Source organism: Paenibacillus sp. 1SOY10 (genome assembly GCF_056836745.1).
Genome location: NZ_JBXENK010000002.1, coordinates 198,635 through 214,335 on the forward strand (window position 1 = coordinate 198,635; position 15,701 = coordinate 214,335).

The 15,701-nt window shown below is 49.0% G+C and carries 15 protein-coding genes; 11 read left to right on the plus strand and 4 right to left on the minus strand.

Annotated elements, in window-relative coordinates:
* The first annotated feature begins 6 nt into the window (after positions 1–6).
* The 9 genes from AC1VOR_RS06775 to AC1VOR_RS06815 all read left to right on the plus strand — a co-directional run bounded on the left by AC1VOR_RS06775 (position 7) and on the right by AC1VOR_RS06815 (position 9,060).
* Positions 7–942, plus strand: a complete 936-nt coding sequence (locus AC1VOR_RS06775; protein WP_482616711.1) for a dienelactone hydrolase family protein — start codon at positions 7–9, stop codon at positions 940–942.
* A gap of 45 nt (positions 943–987) precedes the next feature.
* A complete protein-coding gene (locus AC1VOR_RS06780; RefSeq protein ID WP_482616714.1) occupies positions 988–2,037 on the plus strand; it encodes a pectinesterase family protein in 1,050 nt (349 codons plus the stop codon).
* Positions 2,006–3,637, plus strand: a complete 1,632-nt coding sequence (locus tag AC1VOR_RS06785) for a glycoside hydrolase family 43 protein (RefSeq protein ID WP_482617660.1) — start codon at positions 2,006–2,008, stop codon at positions 3,635–3,637. Before AC1VOR_RS06780 ends, AC1VOR_RS06785 begins: the two co-directional genes overlap by 32 nt.
* 198 nt (positions 3,638–3,835) lie before the next feature.
* Positions 3,836–4,273: a MarR family winged helix-turn-helix transcriptional regulator gene (locus AC1VOR_RS06790; RefSeq protein ID WP_482616717.1), complete on the plus strand. Its 438-nt coding sequence runs from the start codon at positions 3,836–3,838 to the stop codon at positions 4,271–4,273.
* Between the two features lie 17 nt (positions 4,274–4,290).
* The gene (locus AC1VOR_RS06795; protein WP_059051949.1) at positions 4,291–5,925 is read left to right on the plus strand and encodes an MDR family MFS transporter; all 1,635 of its coding nucleotides are present in this window, start codon (positions 4,291–4,293) and stop codon (positions 5,923–5,925) included.
* 145 nt (positions 5,926–6,070) lie between these two features.
* A complete protein-coding gene (locus tag AC1VOR_RS06800; RefSeq protein ID WP_482616719.1) occupies positions 6,071–6,709 on the plus strand; it encodes a TetR/AcrR family transcriptional regulator in 639 nt (212 codons plus the stop codon).
* A gap of 275 nt (positions 6,710–6,984) precedes the next feature.
* Entirely contained in the window at positions 6,985–7,923 is a 939-nt protein-coding gene (locus AC1VOR_RS06805) for an NAD-dependent epimerase/dehydratase family protein (protein ID WP_482616721.1), read from the plus strand.
* Positions 7,924–8,080: 157 nt separating this feature from the next.
* Positions 8,081–8,779, plus strand: a complete 699-nt coding sequence (gene sigK / locus AC1VOR_RS06810; protein WP_482616723.1) for an RNA polymerase sporulation sigma factor SigK — start codon at positions 8,081–8,083, stop codon at positions 8,777–8,779.
* A gap of 161 nt (positions 8,780–8,940) precedes the next feature.
* A complete protein-coding gene (locus AC1VOR_RS06815; protein WP_392396872.1) occupies positions 8,941–9,060 on the plus strand; it encodes a putative holin-like toxin in 120 nt (39 codons plus the stop codon).
* 201 nt (positions 9,061–9,261) lie between these two features.
* On the opposite strand, the gene AC1VOR_RS06820 is transcribed toward AC1VOR_RS06815, so the two are convergent.
* The 3 genes from AC1VOR_RS06820 to AC1VOR_RS06830 form a co-directional block, all read right to left on the minus strand.
* Complete coding sequence (locus AC1VOR_RS06820; RefSeq protein WP_482616725.1) at positions 9,262–11,265, minus strand: DUF4832 domain-containing protein; 2,004 nt, start codon at positions 11,263–11,265, stop codon at positions 9,262–9,264.
* Between the two features lie 223 nt (positions 11,266–11,488).
* Entirely contained in the window at positions 11,489–12,475 is a 987-nt protein-coding gene (locus AC1VOR_RS06825; protein ID WP_482617662.1) for an NADP-dependent oxidoreductase, read from the minus strand.
* Positions 12,475–13,374, minus strand: a complete 900-nt coding sequence (locus AC1VOR_RS06830) for a ketopantoate reductase family protein (protein ID WP_482616727.1) — start codon at positions 13,372–13,374, stop codon at positions 12,475–12,477. The genes AC1VOR_RS06825 and AC1VOR_RS06830 overlap by 1 nt, the downstream gene beginning before the upstream one ends.
* Before the next feature lie 160 nt (positions 13,375–13,534).
* Here AC1VOR_RS06830 and AC1VOR_RS06835 point away from each other — a divergent pair, with 160 nt between their 5' ends.
* Positions 13,535–14,107: a TetR/AcrR family transcriptional regulator gene (locus AC1VOR_RS06835; protein ID WP_482616728.1), complete on the plus strand. Its 573-nt coding sequence runs from the start codon at positions 13,535–13,537 to the stop codon at positions 14,105–14,107.
* Positions 14,108–14,150: 43 nt separating this feature from the next.
* On the opposite strand, the gene AC1VOR_RS06840 is transcribed toward AC1VOR_RS06835, so the two are convergent.
* Complete coding sequence (locus AC1VOR_RS06840) at positions 14,151–14,807, minus strand: nitroreductase family protein (RefSeq protein ID WP_482616729.1); 657 nt, start codon at positions 14,805–14,807, stop codon at positions 14,151–14,153.
* A 121-nt stretch (positions 14,808–14,928) separates the two neighbouring features.
* On the opposite strand from AC1VOR_RS06840, the gene AC1VOR_RS06845 reads away from it, so the two are divergent.
* The gene (locus AC1VOR_RS06845) at positions 14,929–15,309 is read left to right on the plus strand and encodes a MerR family transcriptional regulator (RefSeq protein WP_482616730.1); all 381 of its coding nucleotides are present in this window, start codon (positions 14,929–14,931) and stop codon (positions 15,307–15,309) included.
* The last annotated feature ends 392 nt before the right edge of the window (positions 15,310–15,701 follow it).

A 15,701-nucleotide genomic window follows, 5' to 3' on the forward strand; every position in this document is an offset into this window, starting at 1 on the left:
GCGTCTATGAATTCGAAGGAATCTTGTTCGGGGGATACGGCAGATAAGCAACGTGAGAAGCTATGGCGTTTGCTGGGTGATTTACCGCAGGGAGGGGCGCTGACGTTCCGCCTGCTGAAGGAAGAGCGGCGGGAAGGTTATGTACTGGAGACGCTGTTGCTGGACTTGAACGGGGAGGAGCCGGTCCCCGCTTATTTTGCCAAGCCGATGAAGGGGAAGGGTCCTTTTCCATTAGTCGTGGTGAATCACTCTCACGGAGGTAACTATACGCATGGTCGCAAGGAGTTATTGGAGGGCAGCTCTTATTTGCAGCAGCCTCCTTATGTCAAGGTCTTGACGGAATTGGGGTGTGCCGTCTGCTGCATCGATATGTGGGGATTTTATGAACGAAGCGGCAAGAGTGAGCATGAACTTGTCAAGGAGATGCTGTGGCAGGGACGTGTCCTGTGGGGCATGATGCTGTACGATAGCCACCGGCTTATTGACTATGTTTGTACGCGTGAGGATGTAGACACGGCACGACTGGCGACTGTGGGGATGTCGATGGGCGGACTGATGGCCTGGTGGCTGGCTGCCCTTGATGAACGCATCGGGGTTGCAGTGGATCTATGCGGCCAGGTGGATGCAGCCACACTGATTGCCAAACGGGGACTAGATCACCACGGATTTTATTACTATGTTCCGGGGCTACTTAAGCATTTTACGACACTGGATATTCAGAAGCTAATCACGCCACGCCCCCGGATGAGCCTGACGGGCATTCATGACCGTCTCTGTCCACCGGAAGGCGTACGGCTGCTGGATCAAGGCTTGCAAGAGGCGTATGCGGCTGCGGGACGTCCAAAGCATTGGCAATCTATCATGACCGGCGGCGGTCATATGGAAACGGCCGAGATGCGCACAGATTGGCTGGCGTTCTTGCGACAACACCTGCTTGGCTAACTGATTATGTTCGGGACTCCATCATCTAGGGGAGAAGGCGACGGAATGAAGCTTTGGGTAGGGAAGCAGCCGGGATGTGATACCTCGACCATTCAAGCAGCGGTGGACTTGGCGGAACGGCAGCCGGTTGATAGGACGGCAATCATTTATATCCATCCTGGTGTATATGAAGAGATGGTGCGGATTGACCGCTCAAATCTGGCCCTGATTGGTTTGGGCGAGGTTGTGATTCGCATGAATCGCCATGCGACGGAGCTTAACGAAGCGGGCGAGGAAATCGGAACCTTCGCAACGCCAACCCTGTTTCTTGGGGGAAGCCGCCTAGTGCTGGAGCATCTGACCATTGAAAATACAGCCGGACCAGGGGAGCAAGCTGGCCAGGCACTAGCGGTCTATGCGCATTGTGATCTGGCGGTCTTTCGCCATTGCCGGTTGATAGGGCACCAGGATACCTTGTTCACGGGCCCGCTGCCACCCTATCCACTGACCCGGCCCGCGTTCGGGGGATTTCCATTAAGGGAGCATCATCAGCAGTATCGTCAGCTTTATGATCAGTGCCGAATTGAGGGGAATATCGATTTTATCTTTGGCGGGGCGACGGCTTATTTTGAAGATTGCGAGATTCATAGTTTGGCCCGCATGAATCCGCTCAGTCCCGGCTATATTACAGCGGCATCGACCGCGCCGGAGCAAGCGGCGGGATATGTGTTCTCCCGATGTCGCTTGAGCGCAGAGCCTGAAGTGGGCACGGGCTCGGTGTTCCTTGGCAGGCCTTGGCGCGAGCACGCGGCTACATCCTTTGTGAATTGTGAGCTGGGGGAACATATTCATCCACAGGGCTGGGACCCTTGGGATGACTCGGGCCGGGAGAAGACGGTCCGCTATGGAGAATACGGATTGGGGACAAGGGCCATCAAACTACGAGTTAGCCGGGTACCGTGGGCTGCCTGTTGCGAGCACGGGGAAGAGGCTTGGAGCAGGCAAGAGGTTTTCGGGGAAGCAGAGGAGCATTTTTTCTATCGCATCCTCAGGTTGTCTGAAGGAGGCTGGGAGTTTGAGAACAATAATTCAGAACCCGATTTTGCGCGGCTTTAATCCGGACCCGTGCATTGTACGGGCTGGGGATGTTTACTATATCGTGGTATCTTCGTTTCAGTGGTTGCCGGGAGTGCGTGTGTATAGCTCGGATAATTTAACGGATTGGGAGCATTGCACCGATTTGTTGACTGACCAGGTTGATCTGAGAGGGAACCCGAAGGATTGCAGTGTATGGGCACCTCAGCTAAGTTGGCATGATGGGCTGTTCTATTTGATTTATAGTGATGTCAAGAGCACCCGGCGGCCCTTCAAGGATGTACATAATTATCTGATTACGGCCCCTTCCATAAATGGGCCATGGTCGGAACCGATCTATTTGAACGGCAGCGGCTTTGATCCTTCCCTGTTCCATGATGAGGATGGACGTAAGTGGTTGCTTAACGAGATTTGGGATTACCGTATTCCGGAAGGCAACAAGTCCAGTGGTATCGTTATGCAGGAGTATGATCCTCGCCAGCGGCGTTTGGTGGGCAAGCCGATTAAATTGTTTGATGGCACGGCGTTGAGGAAGACGGAAGCTCCGCATATCTACAAGCGGAATGGATATTATTATTTGGTGACGGCCGAAGGGGGAACGGGCAGCGGACATGCAGTCACGATTGCCCGATCCCTGCAATTGGAGGGCCCCTACGAGGTGGACCCACGTAATCCGATGCTGACTTCAAGGGATGATCCGGCATTACCACTTCAATGTGCTGGTCATGGCAGCTTGGTGGAAACGCCGGGGGGAGAGTGGTACATGGCCCATCTCTGCACACGTCCGGTAGAGGGCAAATATGCCATTCTCGGCAGAGAGACGGCCTTGCAGCAGGTGTATTGGGATGATGAGGGCTGGCTGCGGCTATCCGCAGGGGGGAACACCCCGCAGATTAAGGTCCCTGCACCTCGGGAGACTTTGCTTACTGCTTCGGGTGAGAAGCCTGCCAGTGACACAGATTCCGGGCGGGGACGTCATGCGCTGCCTTATCGATTTCAAGACGATTTTGATGGTAATGTTTTGCAATCCGAATGGAACACGCTGCGGATGATGCCCGACGAAAGCTGGTGTTCCTTGAAGAAGCGGCCCGGATATTTACGGCTAACCGCGGGGGAATCCCCGCAGAGCTTGTTCCGGCATCATCTGCTGGCGATTCGTCAGCGGGATGTGCACTTTCGTGCGGAGACCTGCTTGGACTATGCGCCGTACACTTATTTGCAAATGGCGGGGCTGCTGCTGTATCTGAACGAAGACAATTATCTCTATGCGTATATTAGTCACGAGGAATCTCAGGGCAAGGTATTGCGTTTGCTGCGCTGCGCCGGAGACGAGGTTATTCTGGAGCCAGAGCCGGTGCTGCTTCCGAACGAGGGCGCAGTACATCTGGCGGTAGAGGTACGGGGCACAGAAGCCCGGTTCTACTGCCGGGCAGAAGAGCCGCATATGAAGAATCATACCGCTGAAGCAGGCTGGCAAGCGCAATTTGCTGCTCAGCCGATCAGCTTTCTATCTGGCGGCTTTACAGGCAACTTTGTTGGCATAGCCGCTCACGATATGCAGATGCACCAAGGTAGCTATGCAGATTTCAGTTATTTTCATTATGAGGGATATGATCAATAAAATCCGAATAGATGTTGTATGACCATTGCTGTCCTTGGCTTAGACCGGGGACGGCTTTTTTTGTTGCATTTTTTGAGTTGACGAGGTAATCATTAAGAGGTATATTGTTAAATGCTAAAATATTTAAGTACTAAACTAATTCAAAGTTTAACTAAGCAGGACAGCGTTCGGCAAGGATTGACAAGGAGGATTAGCTCATTGACGAGAAGAGACGAGTTGTTTGAGGTGACTTCAACCTTCGGGACCTTGATCAAAACCATTACCCAGGAATGGAAGAAGCGCGGGGGAGAATACAATCTGAGCTTTCCGCAGTTCAAGATGCTGCACATGCTCGATACGATGGGCACGCAGAAGGTATCTCAATTGGCAGAGGCATTATGTCTTACATCAGCGGCCATTACGGGGATCACGGATCGCATGATTACGGATGGCTATGTACGTCGCGAGCGTTCGGAGCATGATCGCCGGGTGGTTCATATCTCGATTACCGAGCAGGGTCGGGAAGTGAACCGACAGGTCGGTGAGAAGCAGAAGGAAATGCTAGAGAACGTATTTGATCAATTGCAGGAAGAGGATTTGCAGCATTTGCGCCGGATTTTTGACGTTATGCTCTCAAATATAGAAAATCAATCATAACGGAGATGAGAAACACCATGGAACACTTAACAATGAAACGTAAAGTTTCAATCATGATCGCGGTTATGGCTGCCATGTTCTTTGCGGCGATTAACCAGACGATTGTGAGCACGGCTATGCCTCGAATCATTTCAATTCTGGACGGCATGGATTATTACACGTGGACGATTAATATTTATCTGCTGACGTCAACGATTGCCACGGTATTGGTAGGGAAGCTGTCCGATATGTACGGACGGAAGCCGTTCTTGCTTATTGGTATTTTGCTATTTATGGCAGGGGCTTTCATGACCGGGACGTCCTCTAATGTATTTCAATTTATCGCTTATCGCGGGCTTCAAGGGATCGGTGCCGGGATTATACAGTCAAGCGCCTTCACTTCCGTAGGCGACCTCTTCCCGCCGCGTGAGCGTGGTAAATGGATGGGTTACATGACAGCAATCTTCGGTTTCTCCAGTGTGCTTGGTCCTACACTCGGCGGTTATCTGGTCGATCATCTGGACTGGCACTGGTTGTTCTGGATTTTCTTGCCGCTGGGTATCGTAGCTTTTGTCATGATCATGATGTTATTTCCGAAAGTGGAGCGCGGCAGCTCCCAGAGCATCGACTATTGGGGCTCTTTGCTCATGACCACCACCATTGTGCCACTATTGCTCGCCTTCTCATGGGCGGGAACAACGTATTCGTGGGGATCGGTGCAGATTCTGGGCTTATTGGCGGCTTCCGTGGTATCCGGACTTCTATTTATCTTTGCCGAATCCAAGGTGGAAAATCCGATTTTGCCGTTGCATTTGTTTAAAAACAGTGTAGTAACGATTTCCAATATTATCGGATTTATTATGAACTTCGGCATGATGGGGGCACTGGTCTACTTATCGTTCTTCGTGCAAGGTGTGCTGGGTATCTCCCCAACTTATGCCGGTTACGTGACGATGCCGATGTCGATTGTTATGGTTATTTCCAGTGCAGTGACAGGGCAATTGATTGCCAAGAAGGGCAAATACAAGCAATTTGCGCTAATCGGCGTGCCAATCATGGTAGCTGGTGTAGGGATTATGGTCTTTATGAACAATGTGCCGATGGCCGTCCTTAGCATGATTGTATTCGGCTTTGGACTTGGCGTCGGTATGCCGGTCTTCTCACTGGCAACGCAAAATGCAGTGCCTCACCAGGAGCTTGGCGTCGTAACAGCGTCCATTCAGTTATTCCGTAACCTGGGTGGTACGATCGGGATTGCCGTGATGGGGACGGTTATGTCCAATAATCTGGCGAAAAACTTGCAAGCCACGATGCAATCATCTTTGGCGCCGGATTTGAGCACTTTAGACCCGCAGGTGTCCCAGCAGATGTTGGCTTTTGCCAACCCACAAACGTTAATGAACAAGCCGCTGATTGAACAAACTCAGGCGAGTTTGCCAGCGGATGCGCAAGTGCTGTTCGCCCAAATGATTCAAGGGATTCGCGATGCTCTGGGCACCACGTTATCCACGGTCTTCTTGACGGGGGCTTTGGTCTTGGTCGTTGCGTTCATCCTGGTCTTCTTCCTGAAGGAGTTGCCGCTGCGCTCTACGAATCAGGAGCCAACGCCTCTCGTCTCCAAGGAGCATAGTCAGGAAGGTAGCGTAGCAGAGCCTGTTACGCACCATATCTAAACACTGAAAAGGTTGATTTGACAGAATAGCCGGAGGTCCCGCTGAATGTGAAGCGGGGTCTCCGTTTTTTTGTAGCTTGACTTTTAAATGTAATCATGAATAAAATAATTAACACGAGTTAAGTTTATGAGATGGGATGGTGAATATGGGACTATCCAATATTCCGCTTAGGGAATTAAAGAAAGCGCGTGCCAAGTTGGCTCTTTATCATAGCGCTCTCGAATTGATCGAGAAGAAGATGTTTCATGAGGTAATGCTGGAGGATATTTGCCGTAAGGCGGAGGTATCTCGCGTGACCTTCTTCAAATTCTTCCCCAAAAAGGAGGATGTGTTGGTCTACTTCATGAGGGTATGGTTGACAGAGCGCATTATTGAGATTGATACATTGCAAAAACGGGGCTTCGACGCCATCCGTCATCTGCTTATTCAGGTGGCCAATCAAGCTGAGGATAAGCCGGGCTTGCTGCCCAGCCTGATTTCATTTCTGGCGGAAATGAATATGCATCCCGCCATGCCGGAATTGAGCGAAGCTGAGGTTCGGCTGCTATTCCCTGAGCATATAGAAGCAGGGCGGGAGACGCCGGATATGCTGGATTTATTCACGCGTGCCATGGAGGAAGCCCATGATGCAGGCACGTTGAATCCTTTGATCTCCATTGATACGGCGAGTAAGGTGCTGTTTACGATCTTTTACGGGACGTATCTGACGGCCCAGCAGTTTGGTTCGGAGGATATCATCGGATTCTATGAAGAACACTTGCAACTTTTGGAAAAAAATACTTAGTGCTTGTCGAAAGGTGTACACGATTAAAAAACTTTACTTAAGTTAATTATATTTGTATAATTCATGTATAAGATTGTGTTCGAAAAGTCAGGTTTACAGGACCATAGCTTATGCTTCCGAGGTGCGTTTTTTCAAAACGCTTGAGTTGGATGAAGCTGGGACTTCAAGATTCGATGTCGAATTTTGCTCCTCGGAATGCTTCGTTCTGGGAAGACGACTTTTTGAACATCCTCTATAAGAGCTTGTATACTTTTTCACAAAAAAGGAGACAGGGTATGGCAAACAAGGAGGAACTACACGTTGTCATTGGCACCGGGCCACTGGGTAGGGCGGTCATGGATGAGCTGCTGGCTCGCGGCAAGCAGGTACGTATGGTGAATCGGAGCGGAGCCGCAAAGGTTCCCGCCGGGGTGCAGGTGGTGAAGGGAGATGCGGTTGACCGTGAGAGCATATTGGCAGCTTGCCAGGGGGCTACGGTCATTTATCATTGTGCCAAAGCTCCATATACCCGCTGGCCGGAATTGTTCCCGCCGATTACAGAAGGTATCCTGGGAGCAGCCGAAGCTACGGGAGCGAAGCTGGTCTACGGGGATAATCTGTATATGTACGGCCCCACCGATCAACCCTTGAAGGAGAATCTGCCAGAGCGGACGACCGATGGGAAGGGGATTGTGCGGGCTGCCATGGCGAAGACATTGCTGGATGCCCACCGCAGCGGTAAGGCTCGTGTAGCAATCGGCCGGGCTCCGGATTTCTATGGCCCTGGCGTGCTCGAATCCGCGCTGGGCGCGCGGGTATTCCGGGCGGTATTGGCTGGGAAAGCGGCTGGGGTATTAGGAAACGTAGATGCACCACATACCTATATTTATATTCGTGATTATGCGCGTGGTTTGGTTACTCTTGGGGAGCAAGAAGCCGCTTTGGGCCAAGTGTGGCATATCCCTAGCGCGGAAACGTTAACGACCCGCCAAATCGTGGAGTTGATCTTCACCCATCTGGGTCAGAAGCCCAAAATCAGTGCTCTGCCTAAGCCATTGCTTCAAATGCTTGCTCTGTTCGGCGGTGAAATGCGGGAGGTCAAGGGAACAATCTATATGTTCGATAAGCCGTTCGTAGTAGATCACGGCAAATACGCGGCTGCTTTCGGCACGGACACCACCCCACATTCCGAAGCGATTCGCGAAACGTTGGAATGGTATAAGCAGCAAGTTTAACGCTAGAGGGCTGTTTGCTGCACAGTAGGTTAAGCATCGCCACCTTATTTTAAGGGGCGGTGCTTTTTCTTTTTCCCGTACAGGCACGACTGGGCCTCTGCCCACATAAAATGAACAGACCGCAGACAAATGCACATTTCTTCAGGAGGTGTCATCCTTGCCCGGACTGATCAGTACGATTGCTTTATTTATCAAACAGCTTACCTTGCTCGTCTCTTATGTCAAAAACAACGCTTTTCCCCAACCCCTCACAGAAGCTGAAGAAGCGCTTCATTTGAAGCGCATGGCCGAAGGCGACCCGGTTAGTCGCAACCTGTTGATCGAACATAATTTGAGATTAGTGGCCCATATTGTCAAGAAATTCGACAACACCGGCGAGGATCTGGAGGACTTGATCTCAATCGGTACGATTGGCCTGATTAAGGCGATCGAGAGTTTCCGGCCGAACAAAGGTACGAAGCTGGCTACGTTTGCGGCGCGGTGCATCGAGAATGAAATCCTTATGCATTTAAGATCGTTGAAGAAGACCCGCAAGGACGTGTCCTTGCACGATCCCATCGGAACTGATAAAGAAGGTAATGAAATTACATTAATTGACATATTGGGTACGGAGGCCGATGAGGTCGTAGATCGGGTCCAGCTCAAGATGGAGAAGAGCAAGATTTATCGGAATCTGGACATTTTGGACGCGCGGGAGCAGGAAGTCATCAAAGGGCGTTTCGGGCTGGAGCATGGGGGAGAAGAACGGACCCAGCGCGAAATTGCCAAGGAGCTTGGCATCAGCCGTAGCTATGTGTCGCGTATAGAGAAAAGGGCGCTCATGAAGCTGTATCATGAGTTTTATAAGAAGAAATAGTAATGCAAAACACCTTCAAGGATGCTGCCTGTCTTGCGATAGGGGCAAGCTCTTGAAGGTATTTTTGTTTTGCTGTTTTACAGGTAAAATCTGCTATAATATAGCATGTACATGAAACTGGCTTAAAAGGGACGGTCGGCTAATCTCCCGGAAGGGAGGTGATGCCTGTGGCGATTAAGGATGCTTTGACGATCATGATTAGCTTTGGGGCGCTTATTATTGCGCTGCTGACGCTGGTGGTGGCCATCGTCGTAGCGATTAATCAAAACACAAAGAAATAGACCGCCCTAGGGATTAGGTATGCGGTCTATTCCACGCTTAATTCCAGCCGACCGCTCTTTAAAAGCGGTAAGTGTACAGGGGAGTCGTGTGTCGAGCACGGCTCCTTATCTATTGTTATCATAGCACAGGCAAGGTTATACCTCAATGCGGAGCAAATTAAACGTCAAAACACCTTCAAGGTTGTGGCCTATCTTGCTTGGTTATAGTTCAAGCGCGGGCAAAATGCCGCTCTCTCCCGGAAGTCGCTCTGCGACTGAACCGGCGAGAATATAGCCAACCCGGATGGTCTGCCCAGCGCTTACGCCAATTGCCGACAGCGGCAGGCCAATTTCAACTACGGAGGCATTCTTGGCATACTGACTGGTTCCAAGTGTTGCTACCTGGTTCCAGGACCAGCTATTTCCCGTACCGGTGTATGCATAGAGCGTATTGTTTTCCAGCAAATAATCCGCACCGCTGTTTGGCCAGCCTGTTGCATTGTAGCCAGTTGCGGTGTTGTTATCTGCATTAATATAGAACGCCCCGGAATCGGTCAAGCCACTCCCTTGCACCAGCAGATAAAGATTCGAATCTACTCGTGTTCCCTTCAGTGTGGCGACGGATGAACTGCCTGAAGCTAGAGCAGGGATAGCGCTCCAATCGGAGGCGGAGCCATCCACAACGATTGAAGTGCCGCCACCACCGCCGCCGGTGCCTGAGGTGACATTAATGGTACTCACAGGGAAGGCGCCGTCGGTCGTACGACCGGTATTGGCAAAATCCACCGCAGGTGTATTTGTTGCCGGGTCGAGAATAGCGAGTGCGACGGTGTACGTGCCTGCTGATAGACTCGACGGGATGGTGATGGAGTTGGTGTGTGCATAAGTACCCGTCTTCCAGTTTTTGAGCTGGATATCGGTTATAGTCCGGGCAACGACGGTAGAACCGCTGCGAATTTGTAACTCAACCGGCCAGTTGAACGGGAAGTGCTGGAGACCTTTGTTCTCTATGCTAAGCGATACCGACAGCGAGGAGCCGCTGGCAGCCGAATCGTTGTGCGTTACTTGCTTGACGACAAGATGGTAGCCCATGCGTTTCTTCAAGGTATCCATGTTGGCCTGATACGGTCCACCCACTGCGTAGGAGGCAGGGGAATTGGGTCCCAACCAACTTGGCTTGCTAAGTTCCGCTTGACGCATCGTTTCCGTAAATCCTGCGCCGCTTGTCAGACTGGCTTGCAGTCCACCTGCGCCACCATAGAATTCCCCGGCCGAGATCGCGTTGTTCCAGAAATTCGCATAAGCCGGCTGCAACTGGCCGATATCATCCCAGTAACCATTTTGTGTGCCAGTGTACCAGCCCCAGGACGAATCGAAGCTGGGTTGGTCCCCGAACATATCATTGAACATGCCCAGTCCGTGGGTAGAGGCTAGTTGTACGCTTCGGCGAATCATGACCTGAATGCGGTCGGATTTATTAGAGAAGGCATCGATATAGTGCTGAATAAATTGATTGGAGATCGCATTGGGTGGAAATGCCCCCGTATAGTTCTGTTCATTGTTGGGGCCGACATAAGGCCAGGTATGGAATTCGCCCCAATGGCCCAGTGAGCCGATTTGGACAAAAGCAATAGGAGCGTCTTGGGTATAATAACGAGCTGCAATGGCATCAAGCAGCACTTTGTGGCGGGCGAGGAGAATGGATGAACTGTAGTTAGGAGAGAAGCCTGTGTTGTTCCCGGTTCCCATGCCGCCGGTATTGTCCTGATAAGCGGTGCCGGCTGTTCCTTCCTGCGTGAGCATTTCGTTATACAGCCAGTCGGGGATGTCGCGATGTGCGGAGCCAGTCGGATTGTCCAGCAACAGCCGGAAGACCACTCTCACACCTTGACTCCGCCAATAATCAAACTTGAATTTGGTTTCGATGGCGTTCCAGTCGAAGACGCCTTTGGTGGGTTCTAGTTCTTTCCAGGTGACACCGGCATAGACCAGCTTGTGCGGTTGCGCATACGGTCCGCCAGTAGCGGGAGGCGCCCAGCCCTTAAATGGATTGTTAAGCGGACTGTCCAGTTCGGCAGGAGTAAATGTTGCGGCCGAAGCTGCAGGGGCCAGACTGACCAGACTGCTTACGACCAGCACAAAAGCCAACAGCAGACGGAGAGTTGCCGATTTCTTGCCGAGCGATGGGTGGGACGGGTCTTTCTGAATAATGGTGTTGATATTCATTAAGCACCTCCAGATAATTTGGCGCAAATTTTCTTTAAGTTTTGCGCTCTTAACTAGAGATTATAGAGTAAAATTTAGATAATTCAAGCATGATTTTTGATTAAATGGAAGGAATTATATAGTTTGGCGCAAAAATTTAGGGAATAATATACAGTTTTTAATAAATATTTGCGCCAAAAAATATATTGGATGAGTGGATAGACAAACCATCGTTCAAATTTACTTACTTGATGGTTTTGGTGATGACAACTTTCCCTCGTTTTGGGTCTTCTTCACTTTTGCGATAAGCTTGAAGCAGGCCTTGAGCGGTGAAGGCAAATGTCTCATTGACATGAATCTTTAATTTATTGTCTTTCATAGATTGAGCAATAGATTCAAAATCGTTACGATTGGGTTGGGCTTGGAAGAAATGGGCGTGAATATTGCGGATTTTCGGATGTTGATTAATGCCGAATGCGACTACTGAGATATAAGTTCCACCATCCTTGATAACCGAGAAGTTCTTCTCTCCAATTTCACCTGGTAACCCTGTACCGAAAGTGGAGGGGTCCTTGGCGGTATCCAATACGATATCAACAGGAGCTGTTATTTGGGTAGTAAAGTCGACTTTGGTGTAGTCGATGACCTCGTCAGCACCAAGTGCTCTAACGAAATCATGATTGTAGTCCCTCGCGGTCGCAATAACATAGGCTCCATGTTGCTTGGCCAACTGGACGGCTACATGTCCGACTCCTCCAGCCCCCGCCTGAATAAGAATACGTTGTTCTGGTTGAAGATGGCCATGCTCGAATAGTGCTTGCCAAGCTGTCAGGGCAACCGTGGGAGCAGCACCTGCCTCATCAAAGGATATATTTTCAGGGATGACGGCAAGATGATTTTCCTCCGCTGCAACATAGTCCATATAAGAACCCCGTTGAACCATGCCCATAACACGATCTCCCGGTTTGAAATGAGTCACTTTCCTGCCTACTTCTTGAATAATGCCAGCTACTTCATTACCAAGAACCATAGGCAATTGCAATTGATCCGAAAATTTGTGGGCCATTGGACTCTGGAGAATCGCGCCGTTGCGAAATAAATAATCTGCCGGATTAATGGAAGAAGCGCGCATTTCGATGAGCACCTGTGTATCGGTTAGTGAGGGAGTTGGCAATTCCAGCTCCTTCAGCACTTCCGGGATTCCAAAGCTTGTCAAAGCAATAGCTTTCATCATAATCCTCCTTTTAAATTGAACGTACTTTGAAACATCTTGTCCAATAACAGAATCTCTGCCTTTTGGCTAATCGCATGGTTCCCAAGCTTGACATCAATAATGAAGTCATTGCTAAGCATCTGGCGATAACGGGATATAATATCGTTGTGCGGTAATTGTCCCATGGCCTTCGTTTCAGGTGGGATTACCGAAATGCCAGCTTGCTCGACCCGCTGAATATTGTGCTTAATATCCCTAGCAATCCCGCTTAAGATATCCTCACTTCTTGCTTGCTCTATGCTCATCATGCCGTTATCGGTATAGAAATGCTTGTTAACGATGGCTAATGCCGTATGCGAAATGTGGAATGCCTGAATGTCTTTTTGGACTTCATAATGCAAATCCACCGATTCAAATAGTTGAGCCAGTTCATTCACTCTCTCGGTCATCCTTCCATCGATTTCCCCGAAAATGGTTCCCTGATGTTTTTCAGATCCGAATTGAGCATATAGGACATCTTCCTTAATATCTCCACCGGCGCCCGGAAACCCAGGAAGCAAACGATCACCCACGATGTCTAGCCAAGGGCCATATCCAATGGTGTTGGTCAAGGTGACAATGGTCTTGCTTCGATTATGCTGGATCGCCGAGAGAGCAGCTTCGGACTGATCATATCTGACAGGGACGAAAATGAAATCATATAAATCGTCGTCTTCAAGAGCTTCAATCGTTCTGATTGATATTTGCTTGTCCCTCCCGTTGTCGTTATATTTTAGGCCCTCCCTTTGCAACGTCTTCAGCCTTTCTCCTCGTGCCAGGATCGTGACATCCAGTCCCGACTGTGCGAACCGGAGGGCGTATACACTGCCAATCACGCCGGCGCCAAATATCAGAATTCGATATGCTTTAGCCTTCAACCTAAACCCTTCTTTCAAAAGAATCAGTCACAGATTGTTTAAGCAACACCTGTTTGATAAGATGATAATATGGCATGGATATGATTTCAATCAGCAGAGTTAGAGGAACGTTGTTTAGGCAACACATTGTAATATTTGATGTCTGAAAAAGGGGTTGAACATGGTGAATCAGGAAGATCCGAGGGTGTTGCGCACACGACAGCTCATTAGACAAGCATTCAGAGATTTGTTGTTTAGCACAGGATTTGATGCAATGACCATTAAGGATATTGCTCAACATGCTACCATTAACCGGGCCACATTTTATGCTCATTTTGAAGATAAATATGCTTTGCTTGAAGAAATTACAGAAGAAGTATTCCATGAGATGATTCCTGAACAAGTGAAGAATGCAGAGGAATTTACGGATGAAATATGCACCCAGCTAATCTTGGCGACGCACGGGTATATTGTGGATTTTTACCGTATCTGTAGAATGAGCTCTAATTCCATGGCAACACTGGTGGATAAGAAGATCAAGAAAATGCTACAGCAGACCATAGAAAATATTTTTCTGAGAGGAGATACCTACCCTGGAGCGGAGAGGAATTACCTAGAGATCATGGCGGCCATGACAGGTTCGGCAATCTATGGGGCTGCGCTGTATTGGTTAAATGCGGAGGATAAAGATCGAGTGGATAGGCTTGCAGATCTGGTGCGTCCTTATGTAATGAACGGTCTGGGGCTCCGTTGAGTTCCCAGACCGTTTTTTTGAGTTCATTTAACAATACAATGAATTATGCCCAGGTAGTAGTTGTCTCAACTGGCAGACGATAGGAAGGATAACCCTCTTTGGCTGCTTTTCCTATGGAAATTAACATGACGGGCCGGAAGCGGTTGGGGTCGAGGCCAAAGGCTTCTGCAATCTTCTCTTTGTCATAACCAGCCATAGGGTTAGTATCATAACCATGAGCACGAGCAATCAGCATCAACTGCATCGATACGAGACTTGCGTCGATCAAGTTCATGTTGTGAAGTTCGGCTGCAGTTACGTTTGCATAATAAGGCTTAAGTTGTTGCATTTGCATGTCCATAACATCTTGCGGCATGTATCCCAGTTCCACGGCTTTGCTGAAAATCTCATCTATATATTCAACGTTGTTCACATCGTAAAAGATGGCAATGGAAGCAGAGGCGGTTTGTACCTGCGTTTGGTTGAAGGAGGCCAACTTGGCGAGCTTTTCTTTACCTTCAGCGCTGTCGATGACGAGAAAACGCCAGGGCTGCATGTTAATCGCAGAGGGCGCACGGGAAGCTTTGGACAAAATCTCTGTCATTTCCTCGCGGCTGATTTTTACCTCTGGATTATAAACCTTAACAGAACGGCGCTCCAAGACGATGTCGTTGAAATCGTTGGATTGTTGGAACTGACTAATGTGCTTTAGAGCTTGCATCTTCTTGTCTCCTTTTTCTTATATAATGATTAGACAGCCAGCGGTCTAACTGCCATCACTATCAGGATTGTAAACTATGAAGTATACTTTATAGCAACAGAAAAAAATGAGGTGCTTAAATATGAAGATTAGCGAAGTGGCCGAAAGGGTTGACCTATCGATATCTACAATTCGTTACTATGAGAAGATGGGCATGATCCCTGATGAATATGTACTGAGAGACCAAAATAATTATCGGAACTATGAAGTGGGGATTGTCCGCCACTTAAATGTTGTGAAGAACTGCCTCGCGGTGGGCTTCTCCATTCATGACGTCAAATTAATGGTCGCCAAGAATGAATTTACCAAAGCTGAGCAAATCGAGGTCATTCAGGCGAAAATTGCGGAGATTGAAGGAGCTCAAAAGAAGCTGGAGGAGTCCAAGCAAAATCTGAGAGAAGTTCTGGATAAGAATATCGTTTGCGAGGGTGGTTTTGGAAAATATGATGAACCGGTAGTCTAAAGCAATAGCGGTCTTAATTCTGAGCAGGTGCCTAATCCGGCACCTGTTTTTGTTTTGCTATAAGAAGCCGAAATTTCAATCCGACAGGAAACTATCTCAACAAACAAAAACCGACAAAATCCAAAAATGGCAATTTTATGACGAAATGGATAATTAATTGCGCATTAACAATAAACCGTTATAATCTAGTTAGCTAGGAAATTAAGTGATAATTTTCATAAAAAATCCAGTTTAGAAAACCCACAAAAAAGCATTCTCAGATGCTCCCCCCTTACGGTTTTACTCCATTCATATAGATAATCAGTCGGCACGGAGGTGATGATTGGCAAGGAAGCAAACACATGTTAATCCAAGCGAAGGCATTGTAAACCCAGGGAAATCATGGAAAGGAA

Bases quoted from the DNA above. Each gene is read 5' to 3' on its own strand.
- AC1VOR_RS06835 (WP_482616728.1), top strand. From the start codon at position 13,535: ATGGTGAATCAGGAAGATCCGAGGGTGTTGCGCACACGACAGCTCATT.
- AC1VOR_RS06845 (WP_482616730.1), top strand. From the start codon at position 14,929: ATGAAGATTAGCGAAGTGGCCGAAAGGGTTGACCTATCGATATCTACA.
- AC1VOR_RS06825 (WP_482617662.1), bottom strand. From the start codon at position 12,475: ATGAAAGCTATTGCTTTGACAAGCTTTGGAATCCCGGAAGTGCTGAAG.
- AC1VOR_RS06780 (WP_482616714.1), top strand. From the start codon at position 988: ATGAAGCTTTGGGTAGGGAAGCAGCCGGGATGTGATACCTCGACCATT.
- AC1VOR_RS06775 (WP_482616711.1), top strand. From the start codon at position 7: ATGAATTCGAAGGAATCTTGTTCGGGGGATACGGCAGATAAGCAACGT.
- AC1VOR_RS06840 (WP_482616729.1), bottom strand. From the start codon at position 14,807: ATGCAAGCTCTAAAGCACATTAGTCAGTTCCAACAATCCAACGATTTC.
- AC1VOR_RS06800 (WP_482616719.1), top strand. From the start codon at position 6,071: ATGGGACTATCCAATATTCCGCTTAGGGAATTAAAGAAAGCGCGTGCC.
- AC1VOR_RS06795 (WP_059051949.1), top strand. From the start codon at position 4,291: ATGGAACACTTAACAATGAAACGTAAAGTTTCAATCATGATCGCGGTT.
- AC1VOR_RS06805 (WP_482616721.1), top strand. From the start codon at position 6,985: ATGGCAAACAAGGAGGAACTACACGTTGTCATTGGCACCGGGCCACTG.
- AC1VOR_RS06820 (WP_482616725.1), bottom strand. From the start codon at position 11,265: ATGAATATCAACACCATTATTCAGAAAGACCCGTCCCACCCATCGCTC.
- AC1VOR_RS06815 (WP_392396872.1), top strand. From the start codon at position 8,941: ATGCCTGTGGCGATTAAGGATGCTTTGACGATCATGATTAGCTTTGGG.